The sequence below is a fragment of the Pseudomonas sp. Sample_23 genome, from assembly GCF_004307595.1.
In the GTDB taxonomy this organism is placed as follows: domain Bacteria; phylum Pseudomonadota; class Gammaproteobacteria; order Pseudomonadales; family Pseudomonadaceae; genus Aquipseudomonas; species Aquipseudomonas atacamensis.
The window spans coordinates 48451-55088 of record NZ_RCNX01000020.1 but is presented as its reverse complement, the minus strand read 5'-3'; the positions used below and the strand labels follow the sequence as shown (position 1 = coordinate 55088).

Annotated in this window: 6 protein-coding genes; all 6 read left to right on the top strand. The window is 64.6% G+C overall.

Annotated elements, in window-relative coordinates:
* On the top strand, nucleotides 1-341 hold a 341-nt coding region (locus D8U82_RS04370), incomplete at its 5' end, for a HEAT repeat domain-containing protein (protein ID WP_130901718.1).
* Nucleotides 338-616 (top strand): DUF971 domain-containing protein, encoded by a 279-nt coding sequence (locus D8U82_RS04365; RefSeq protein WP_130901717.1) that lies wholly within the window; start codon nucleotides 338-340, stop codon nucleotides 614-616. The genes D8U82_RS04370 and D8U82_RS04365, both read left to right, overlap by 4 nt.
* 193 nt (nucleotides 617-809) lie before the next feature.
* Entirely contained in the window at nucleotides 810-1427 is a 618-nt protein-coding gene (gene lexA / locus D8U82_RS04360; protein WP_076563218.1) for a transcriptional repressor LexA, read from the top strand.
* Nucleotides 1427-2044 carry a translesion DNA synthesis-associated protein ImuA gene (gene imuA, locus D8U82_RS04355; RefSeq protein WP_041478676.1) on the top strand — a complete coding sequence of 206 codons (618 nt, stop codon included), beginning with the start codon at nucleotides 1427-1429 and terminating at the stop codon, nucleotides 2042-2044. Before lexA ends, imuA begins: the two co-directional genes overlap by 1 nt.
* Before the next feature lie 5 nt (nucleotides 2045-2049).
* Nucleotides 2050-3465: a DNA polymerase Y family protein gene (locus D8U82_RS04350; protein ID WP_130901716.1), complete on the top strand. Its 1416-nt coding sequence runs from the start codon at nucleotides 2050-2052 to the stop codon at nucleotides 3463-3465.
* Nucleotides 3462-6539 (top strand): error-prone DNA polymerase, encoded by a 3078-nt coding sequence (locus D8U82_RS04345; RefSeq protein ID WP_130901715.1) that lies wholly within the window; start codon nucleotides 3462-3464, stop codon nucleotides 6537-6539. Before D8U82_RS04350 ends, D8U82_RS04345 begins: the two co-directional genes overlap by 4 nt.
* Nucleotides 6540-6638 lie beyond the last annotated feature (99 nt).

The window sequence follows — 6638 nt, the reverse complement described above, 5'->3', positions numbered from 1 at the left end:
TGCGCGACCCTGCCTGGCAAGTGCGCGAAGAAGCTGCGACCACGCTGGGCAAGGTTGGCCACAGCGACGCCGGCCCGGCCTTGGTCGAAGCGCTGAGCGATGACTATTGGCAAGTGCGCCTGCGCGCCACCCGCAGCCTCGGCCGCCTGCGCTTCGTCCCGGCGCTGGATGCGCTGATCGACACCCTCGGCCACCGCATCAGCAATCTGCGCAAGGAAGCCGCGCTGGCCCTCGGTGAATTGAACGATCGCGGCGCCGTGGCCGCGTTGCAGGCAGCGCAGGACGACGGCGACCCGGAAGTGCGCAAAGCCGTGCGCATCGCTTTGAGTCAGTTGCAATGAACCCGCTGTCGGTGGGCAACTCGCAGAGTGCGCGCACGTTGCGCCTGAGCTGGCCGGACGGGCGCGAATCGTTGCTCACGCATGCCGATCTGCGCCGGCAATGCCCATGCTCGCAATGCCGCGCATTTCGCCTGCGCGGCGTCACGCCGCTGGTTGATGATCGCGTGCGCCTGATCCAGGTCAATCCGCAGGGTTATGGCGTGCAACTGGTGTTCAGCGATGGCCATCAACGCGGGATTTACCCGTGGGCGTACCTGGCGCAACTGGGTTCCTGACCTTATCCGATGATCGTTCCCACGCTCCGCGTGGGAATGCAGCCCGTAACGCTCAGCGTCACTGGACGCGGAGCGTCCCTTGAGGCATTCCCACGCGGAGCGTGGGAACGATCAGATCGCAGCCTTCGGCAGCTCCCTGCGTCGGCATGCGCCGACTGGCGGTTCTTGTCAGGCATTTCCCACAGGAGTACAAATGTACTCCATGACAAACCTGACTCCCCGCCGTACTGCCATTCTGACCTTTATCCGCGATCGCATCGCCGAGCACGGTCAGCCCCCAAGCCTCGCTGAAATCAGCGAGGCTTTTGGTTTTGCCTCGCGCAGCGTGGCGCGCAAGCATGTGCTGGCGCTCACCGAAGCCGGTTTCATTGAGGTCAATCCGCATCAGGCCCGGGGCATTCGCCTGCTCGGTCAGCCACCGCGTCCGGAGTTGCTGGAGATTCCCGTACTCGGTCGCGTGGCTGCCGGCGCACCGATTGGCGCCGATGCCGATATCCATAACCGTTTGCTGCTCGACCCGGCGCTGTTCTCCCGCACCCCGGATTACATGCTGCGGGTGCAGGGCGACTCGATGATCGAAGACGGCATTCTCGATGGCGATCTGGTCGGTGTACGGCGCAATCCCGAGGCGCTGAACGGCCAGATCGTCGTTGCGCGTCTGGACGGTGAAGTCACCATCAAACGCTTCGAACGGGTCGGGGATGAAGTGCGCCTGCTGCCGCGCAACCCGGCCTATCAGCCCATCGTTGTGCGTAACGATCAGGATCTGGCCATCGAAGGCGTGTTCTGTGGTCTGGTGAGGCAAGGCTGATGGGTGCCGTCGTTGCGTTGGATACGCTGTTCAATGGCGGCCAGGTCTGGCGCGGCAGGCCTGCGCCACCGGCGGCAAGTCCGCAGCCGACCGGGCATGCGGGACTGGACGCAGCTCTGCCCAGCGGCGGCTGGCCGGAAGCGGCGCTGAGCGAAATCCTTCTCGCCGGCCCCGGTGTCGGCGAGCTGCAACTGGTCTGGCCAACCCTGGCGCGATTGTCCGCGGCCGGTGAGCGCATCGTGCTGGTGGCGCCGCCGTTCGTGCCATACCCGCAGGCCTGGGCCAATGCCGGAGTCGATCTGCGCCAGTTGTCGGTGATTCAGGCCAGCGAGCGCGATGCCTTGTGGGCGGCGGAGCAATGCCTGCGCTCGGGCAGTTGCGGCGCGGTGCTGTGCTGGCCGAACAAGGCCGATGACCGAGCCTTGCGGCGTTTGCAGGTAGCGGCGGAAACCGGCCAGACCCTGGCCTTTGCCTGGCGCCCGTTGAGCGAGGCGGTCAACCCGTCACCGGCAGCGTTACGGATTGCCATCGATGCCAAACCGGCGCAGCTACGTGTGCTCAAGTGCCGTGGCGGGCTGGCGCGGGCGGCGCCGATTGCCTTTGCCGTGGGGCACTGATCGTCATGCGCTGGGTATGTATTCTGTTTCCGCAATTGGCCCTCGATGCCGTGCTGCGTCAGCGGCCCGACCCTGAAGAGCCGCTGGTCCTGCTCAGCGGCCCGGCCCAGCGGCGGGTGCTGCAAGCGGTAAATCCGGCGGCACGCAAACTCGGCCTGCGCCCTGGCATGTCGATGACCGCCGCGCAAGCCATGAGCAAAGGCTTTGCCACCGCCGATTATGAGGTGGCCGAGGTCGAGCACTGGCAGCAGTTTCTCGCCGCGTGGGCCTATCGCTTCAGCGCGCAGGTCAGCGTGCATTACCCGCGTACCGTGGTCTTCGAGATCGAATCCAGCCTCGGACTGTTCGGTACCTGGCCGCAATTTGAAGCTCGCCTGCGCCAGGAATTGAAAGATCTGGGCTTTCGTCATCGCATCGTCGCCGCGCCGAACCCGGTGGCGGCGCGAGTGCTGGCCAATGCCTACGATGGCTTGGTGGTGCCGGACGGTGAGGCCTTGCAGCATCATCTCGGGCAATTGCCGGTCGACCGCGTCGGGCTGGAACCGAATGTCGCTACGGCGTTGTCGCGCATGGGCCTGCGCAATCTCAGCCAGGTGCAAAGCCTGCCACGCCAGGCACTGGCCCGGCGTTTCGAAGCGCAGATGCTCAAGCACTTGGATGCGCTGTTCGGCGCACGCCCTCTGGCGCTGGCGTTCTATCTGCCGCCCGACCGTTTCGATATCCGCATCGAACTGAATTTCGACGTGCAATCCCATCAGGCCTTGCTGTTCCCGTTACGACGCGTGACCGGCGATTTGTCGGCGTTCCTCTGCGGGCGCGACAGCGGTGTGCAGCGCTTCGATTTGCTTCTGGAACACGCCGGGCTGCCGGACACAGTGATCAAGGTCGGCCTGCTCAGCGCCGAGCGTGACGCGGCGATGCTCTTCGAACTGGCCCGTGGCCGGCTGGAGCAAGTCCAGGTCGAGGCGCCGGTGCGTGGTTTTCGCTTGCGCGCCGAAGACCTGCCGAGTTTCGTTCCGCAGTATCAGGAGCTGTTCGACGACCGCCCGCAGCAGACCTTGCCCTGGGAGCAATTGCGCGAACGTCTGCGCGCACGGCTGGGTGATGACGCGGTGCAGGGGCTGCGCTTTCAGGCCGATCATCGCCCTGAGTGCGCGTGGCAGAACGCTGCCGATAAACACCTTTGCACAGGGTTGCCCAGCGTGCAGCGTCCGGGCTGGCTGCTCAACGAACCGCAAAGTGTGCCGGAAGGTTCGGCGCGGATTCTCATGGGGCCAGAGCGCATCGAATCCGGTTGGTGGGACGGTGGCGACGTGCGGCGTGATTACTACCTGATCCAGAACCGCGCCGGTCAGCAGGGTTGGGCCTGGCGGGCGGTGGGTGAGGGCGGTCCGCTGTGGCTGCAAGGCTGGTTCGCATGAGTGCCGATTACGCCGAACTGCATTGCCTGTCGAACTTCAGTTTCCAGCGCGGAGCCTCGAGCGCGCTGGAACTGTTTCAGCGGGCGAAAAAGCACGGCTATCAAGCGCTGGCGATCACCGACGAATGCACCCTGGCCGGCATCGTTCGTGCGTGGCAAGCGGCGAAGTCCGTTGAGTTGCCGTTGATCATCGGCAGCGAGATCCGCATCGACAACGGCCCGAAACTGGTGCTGCTGGTGGAAAACCTTGCCGGTTATCAGGCCTTGTGCGGCTTGATCACCCAGGCTCGGCGGCGTACGCAGAAAGGCCAGTATCAGGTGCTGCGCGAAGACTTCGCCGAAGCGCTGCCGGGTTTGCTGGTGTTGTGGGTGCCGGATTCAGTGGATGACCGGGAAGAAGGGCGCTGGCTGAAACAAACCTTCGGCGACCGCCTCTGGCTCACGGTGCAACTGCATCGCGGGCAGAACGATCAGCAGCGACTATCGGCATTGTTGGCTATGGCGGCTGAGTTGCAGATTCCAGCCGTGGCCAGCGGCGATGTGCACATGCACGCCCGGGGGCGCCGTGCCTTGCAGGACACCATGACCGCGATCCGTCATCACGTCCCCGTGGCCGAAGCGGGTCTGCGCCTGCACCCCAATGGCGAGCGGCATTTGCGTTGCCTCGATGAGCTGCGCGCCCTGTATCCGCCGGACTTGCTCGAAGCGTCGCTAAAACTGGCCAGACGCTGCACTTTCGATCTGAGCGAGCTGCGCTATCAGTACCCGAAAGAGCTGGTGCCCGAGGGCCACAGTGCCAGTTCCTGGTTGCGCCATCTGACCGAGGAGGGCATTGCCTGGCGCTGGCCGAAAGGGCCTCAGGCCAAGGTGCTCAAGCAGATCGATGACGAGCTGCAATTGATCGCCGAGCTCGGCTACGAAAGCTATTTCCTCACCGTGCACGACGTGGTGCGCTTTGCCCGCACACAGAAAATCCTCTGTCAGGGCCGTGGTTCGGCAGCCAACTCGGCGGTGTGTTATGCCTTGGGCATCACCGAAATCGACCCGGAGCGCACCACGCTATTGTTCGAACGTTTCATGTCCAAAGAGCGCAACGAGCCGCCGGACATCGATGTCGATTTCGAGCACGAGCGCCGCGAAGAAGTCCTGCAATACGTGTTCAACCGTTACGGCCGGCGTCGTGCGGCGCTGACGGCGGTGGTCAGCACCTATCACGCCACCGGTGCCGTGCGCGATGTGGCCAAGGCCCTCGGCCTGCCGCCGGATCAGATCAACGCGCTGGCCGACTGCTGCGGGCGCTGGAGCGATGAGACGCCGCCGCTGGAACGTTTGCGTGAAGGCGGCTTCGACCCGGATAGTCCGGTGCTGCGCCGGGTGCTGAGCCTGACCGGGCAACTGATCGGCTTCCCCCGGCATCTGTCGCAGCATCCCGGCGGTTTTGTGATTTCCGAGCAGCCGCTGGACACCTTGGTGCCGGTCGAAAACGCGGCGATGGCCGACCGCACCATCATTCAGTGGGACAAGGACGACCTCGATGCGGTCGGCCTGCTCAAGGTGGATATCCTCGCCTTGGGCATGCTCAGTGCGATTCGCCGCTGCTTCGACCTGCTGCGCCGGCATCGTGATCTGAACCTGACGCTCGCGACGATCCCCGCCGAAGACAAACCGACCTACGAAATGATCAGCCGCGCCGATACCGTCGGCGTGTTCCAGATCGAGTCGCGGGCGCAGATGTCGATGCTGCCGCGCCTGAAGCCTAAGACCTTCTACGATCTGGTGATTGAAGTGGCGATCGTCCGGCCCGGGCCGATTCAGGGCGGCATGGTTCATCCGTATCTGCGCCGACGTAATAACGAAGAGGCGGAAACCTATCCATCGCCGGCGCTCGAAGTCGTACTCAAAAGAACCCTGGGCGTGCCGTTGTTCCAGGAACAGGTCATGCAGATCGCCATCGTCGCTGCCGACTATAGCCCCGGCGAGGCCGATCAGTTGCGCCGCTCGATGGCGGCGTGGAAGCGCCATGGCGGACTGGAGCCGCACAAGGAGCGCCTCGCCGCCGGCATGAAAAAGAACGGCTACACACCGGAATTCGCTGCGCAGATCTTCGAGCAGATCAAAGGCTTCGGCAGTTACGGCTTCCCCGAATCCCACGCCGCCAGTTTCGCCTTGCTGACCTACGCCAGTTGCTGGCTCAAGTGTCACGAGCCAGCGGCGTTCGCCTGTGCACTGATCAACAGTTGGCCGATGGGCTTTTACAGCCCGGACCAGATTCTGCAGGACGCGCGGCGGCACCAATTGCAGATCCGTCCGGTGGACGTGCGCGCCAGTGACTGGGATTGCAGCCTCGAGCCGCTGAGTGCCGGGCAGCCGGCGATTCGCATGGGCCTGCGCATGATCAAGGGGTTTCGCGAAGAAGATGCCCGGCGCATCGAAGCCGCGCGCCGCCACGGGGCGTTTGCCGATGTTGCCGATTTGGGCGAGCGCGCCGCCCTCGACAGTCGTGCGCAGGCCTTGCTGGCGGACTCCGGCGCCTTGCGCGGTCTGGCCGGGCATCGTCATCGTGCGCGTTGGGAAGTGGCCGGGGTGCAGAAACAACTCGGCCTGTTCGCCGGTCTGCCCAACGAGGAAGAAGTCAAAATCGTCATGCCCAAACCCAGCGTTGGCGAAGACCTGCATGCTGATTACGCCACGGTGGGGACGACGCTGGGGCCGCACCCGTTGGCATTGCTGCGTGGCGAGTTGCAGGCCCGGCGCTGCCGCAGCTCGCGGGAATTGATGGATATTGAACATGGCCGGCCGGTCAGCGTGGCCGGTCTGGTCACCGGCCGACAGCGACCCGGTACGGCCAGCGGGGTGACGTTCGTGACCCTGGAAGACGAGTTCGGCAACGTCAACGTGGTGGTCTGGCGTGACCTGGCCGAGCGTCAGCGCCAAGTGCTGGTGGGGTCGCAATTGCTCAAGGTCGACGGCCGCTGGGAACGCGAAGGCGATGTGCGCCACCTGATCGCCGGGCGCATGAGCGACCTGAGCCCGCTGCTCAATGGCATTCACGTGCAGAGCCGCGATTTCCACTGACCTTTGTGGCAGCGAGCCTGCTCGCGAAAGCGCAGTCTCAGGCGATGACGATGTTGAATGTGCCGCCGCCTTCGCGAGCAAGCTCGCTCCCACAGGGAT